This is a genomic window from Trinickia dabaoshanensis (assembly GCF_002879885.1).
GTDB classification, from domain to species: domain Bacteria; phylum Pseudomonadota; class Gammaproteobacteria; order Burkholderiales; family Burkholderiaceae; genus Trinickia; species Trinickia dabaoshanensis.
This window is the reverse complement of record NZ_PNYA01000060.1, coordinates 1-3,994: the sequence shown is the minus strand read 5'-3', so window position 1 is coordinate 3,994 and position 3,994 is coordinate 1. Positions and strand designations below refer to the sequence as shown.

1 protein-coding gene is annotated in these 3,994 nt (G+C 61.8%); it reads right to left on the bottom strand.

Translation table 11 applies throughout. From position 1 onward, the window contains the following. Positions 1 to 329: 329 nt before the first annotated feature. Entirely contained in the window at positions 330 to 3,749 is a 3,420-nt protein-coding gene (locus C0Z18_RS32290; RefSeq protein ID WP_158244351.1) for an autotransporter domain-containing protein, read from the bottom strand. Between the last annotated feature and the right edge of the window lie 245 nt (positions 3,750 to 3,994).

Below are 3,994 nucleotides of genomic sequence, written 5' to 3'. Positions count from 1 at the left end.
GCGGCATCATACGACGCACCAGGGCTTCTTTTCGTTCTGCTGAGTAGGCTTTCATTCATGCCGATTCTACCGCCCCCGGACCTCGTCTAAGATTCAAACGACACGACAACTAGTCTGACGCCGGGGGTCTGGCAGTGCGACACAGTTCGCGAGAGCCTTGGGTTGGCTAGGTTGAGCGCTTGATGCCTGTTCCGAAGTAGATCCCGAGTGCGGCGTAGCGCACCCACCAATGAGCAAAGCCGAAATATAGAGGCAAGCAGCAGAACGAACTCGACCAAGTTGCATTTCTTTTTCCTTTCCGAAAACGTACGGGGCATGAAAACAGAAGATCAGAACTGATACCCGACGCGGACGTTGCCCTGCTGCGCCGATGCGTGCGTGGTGCTGATCACCGTGTCATAGCTGAGCGAGACATCGAGGTTTTTCAGCGGATGCAGCGTCACGCTTGCGCCCGCCGTGAGAAATCCGCGCGGTAAGTTCGTTCCCGGCGCGACGAACACGGTACCGTCTTGCGCCGCCACGTTAATCGCGCGATTCGCGTCGAGCAGCTCGCGTGCATAGCCCAAACGCAGTTCCGCATTGACCGGCTTCAGTGCATCGCCGAATGCCCGGTCGACTGTCACACCCACATACGGTTGCAGGCTGCGTACGTTATCCGTGCCGACGTTCAGATCCTGCCCGCCGGCACCGCTTTCGCCAAAACCATTGGCATGGAAGTACGCATGACGCAGCCCGGCGCGTGGCGTCACCGTCACGCTACCGAACGTCATCGGCAGGCTAGCTTGAGCGCCCGTGCTGAGCTCCTGTCCCATGTGATCGCCTTCCGCCGTGGTGGCGACGCCGAACGGTCGCTTCTGCGACAAGAAGTCGAGCCCCGCACCCAACGTAGCGGCAAGGTTCACCGGTCCGACATTGCGAGTACCGTATAGCGCTGCGCGTAACGTATCGGTCGTGCCGGAATCGCCCGTGTTCTGCTCGTTGATGTCCGTGTGGTCGTAGCCGATCGCCACGCCTGCCGTGCTCGCGCCGAAGCGCTTGTCGAGGCCCGCGAGGAAACCAAAGCGGTTGGTATGGAAGCCCGGTTGGCCATTCGTGCTGCCGACCTTCGTCCGACTCCCCGTCGCGCTGATCCAGCCATACGGCTGAGCGGCCGTTGCCCGCGAGATCTGGCCCAACCGATCGAGCAGCGCCGCGCCCTGCGCCTGTGCGCCGAAAATGGCCGACGTGCCCACCGCTGTGTAGACACTGGTGTTGGTCGGCGCGATGACCAACGGGTCCGCCGGTGTGGAGGCCACATTCAGCGCGAGATCGACCGCATTAGCATCGTAGTTGAGCGACGGCGTGAGCGCGCCGAGGTTCGATGCGCCGGTGGTCGTGACGCTGGCGAACTTGCCACTGATTCCGCTGGCCGATACCAGCGTGTAGGTCTTCGCCGAGTAGGTGCCCGGGGCGTACGTAATCGCCAGCGTGCCAGCGAGCGCCGCGCTGCCGCCTACCTTCAGTTGCGAGGCCTGCGTCGGGCTGACCTCGATCGCAAGCGTCGCGTTGCCGGCCTGCGTGTAGTTGCCGCTTACAGTCAGCGTGCCGATCGAGCCGCCCGGCATCACCATGCCCTGGTTGCTAACGTCGCCCTCCACCGTTCCATGACCGCGCAGCGTACCCGCTGCATCAACGGAGACGTTTCCGCCCAGCAACGCCGAGGGCGTATTGATGTCACCCACTTCCAGCAGGCCGGCATTCACCTCGGTCGTGCCGGTGAACGACGAACTGTTACCGTTCAGTATCCATGTGCCGCTACCTTGCTTGACAAGCGTACCCGACCCGCCGAACGTACCGGAGAAACTGCCGATCGCGTTGGAGAGCGTCAGCGTTCGACTGCCGAGTTTCACGCTGCCCATACCCGAGAGATTCTGGATCGTTGCGCCGGTCGCCGTTCCCGAGATATCCAGCGTGCCGTTGGCTGTCACGCCGCTCGATTCTGCGATACTGCCTGTCCCCGAAAGGAGTAAGGCGCTGCCGCGATCGATGGTCGTGACACCCGCGTAGGTGTTCGTTCCCGACAGCGTTTCATTGCTGCCCGACAGGGAAAGGCCACCGGCTCCCGATATCACGCCGCCGAACGACCCGGAACCCGTTACGACCAACCCGGCAGTACCCACCGAGACAGAACCTGTCCCCGACAAGCCGCCCATCGACCCGGAAATCTGAAGATTGCCAAAATTGACGACATTGCCTAGCGCAATATTGTTCGCACTCGACAGGATGAGCGTTGCAGCGTTGCCGATTGTCGTCGTACCCGTGTAGGTGTTCACGTTCGTCAGGGTTTCGGTACCCGCGCCAATCGTTAAACCACCGGTGCCGGAGATCACGCCGGAGAAGGCGCCGTTAGCGTTCGAGAGCGTCAGGGTCTGGCCGCCCAGTACGACATTTCCGCTACCCGACAGGCTCTGGATCGACGTACCGCCGGTACTGGAAATATCCAGCGTGCCACTGTCGGCGACGCTGGAATTTGCCACGCTGCCGGTACCGGATAGCGCGAGGGTCGCGCCGCCGTTGATACGCGTACTGCCGGTGTACGTATTCGTCGCCGACAACGTGAGCGAACCGCCGCTTTGCGCGACCGAGCCACTTCCTGAAATGGCGCCGCTAAACACTACGTTATCCGAACGATTGAATGCGAGTGCGCCATTGTTGGCCACGCTACCCGACAGTGATCCGCTCACGCCACCGTTGCCGACCTGAAGCGTACCGCTGCTGATCGTCGTGCCGCCTGTATAGACGTTCGCACCCGAGAGCGTCAGCGTGCCCGTACCGCTTTGCGTGACCGAACCGCCACCGGAGATACTTCCGCTATAAGTCGAATTGGCCGACTGTCCGAAAATCAGCGTACTGCTATCGGTGATGTTTCCGGTCAGGTTGGACGTATCACCCGTCAGAGCAAGCGCGCCGCTGGCGATCGTCGTCGTACCTGAATAAGCGTTTGCACTCGAGAGCGTCAGCGTGCCCGTGCCGCTTTGCGCGACCGAACCGCTGCCGGAAATGACGCCGCTATAACTCGAATTGGCCGACTGCCCGAAAATCAGCGCACCGCCATTGGCAATGTTGCCCGTCAGGCTCGCGGTGTCACCCATCAGTTTCAGCGTGCCGCCGCCGATCGTCGTCGTGCCTGCGTAGGTATTGGCGCCGGAAAGCGTCAACATCCCTGTGCCGCTTTGCGTTACCGAACCACTGCCGGAAATCGTTCCAGAAAACGTCCAGTTGTCCGAGTGATTAAACGCCAGCGTACCGTTATCCATCACGTTACCTGCGAGCGATGCGCCCGCGCCGCCGTTTCCAATCTCCAACGTTCCACCCGCAGCAATGGTCGTCCCGCCCGTGTAGGTGTTATTGCCCGTCAGGATCGTCGTGCCGCTACCGTTGTGGCTAACCCTGCCAGTTCCGCTGATGTTGGCCGAGATCGTGGACGTATCCGTCTGGTTGAAATTGATCTGGCCATTGTTCACGACGCTGCTCAGTCCGGTGATCGTGCCGGCCGTCGTGTCATTGACCGTGGCATCGCCGAGGTTGAACGTCCCGTTGCCGTTGATGGTGAACGATGCGCCGGTGAGGTTCAGCGTGCTGCCACCACCCAGGTTGAATATGCCCGCGCCGCCTGCGCCCGCATTGCCAAAGGTACCGGAACTGCCTGCATACCCACCGAGGACGAGCGATCCCGTAACGTTGACGGTCGAATTGCCTGTTACGGTCACCGTACCTGTGCCGCCCGTACCGCCGCTGTTGGTTGTCGTTGTGCCCCCGCCACCGCCGTCCCCGCCCAAAAGCAAGGTAGTCGCGGAAAGTGTGGCACCACTCTCGATGGTGACCGTCCCAGCACCGCCAGCACCACCCGTACCGCCGCTGGTGCCAACACCACCACCGCCGCCGCCCACCTGGAAGGTAGTCGCCGAGAGTCTTGCGTTGCTGTCGACGGTGACCGCGCCAGCACCACCCACTC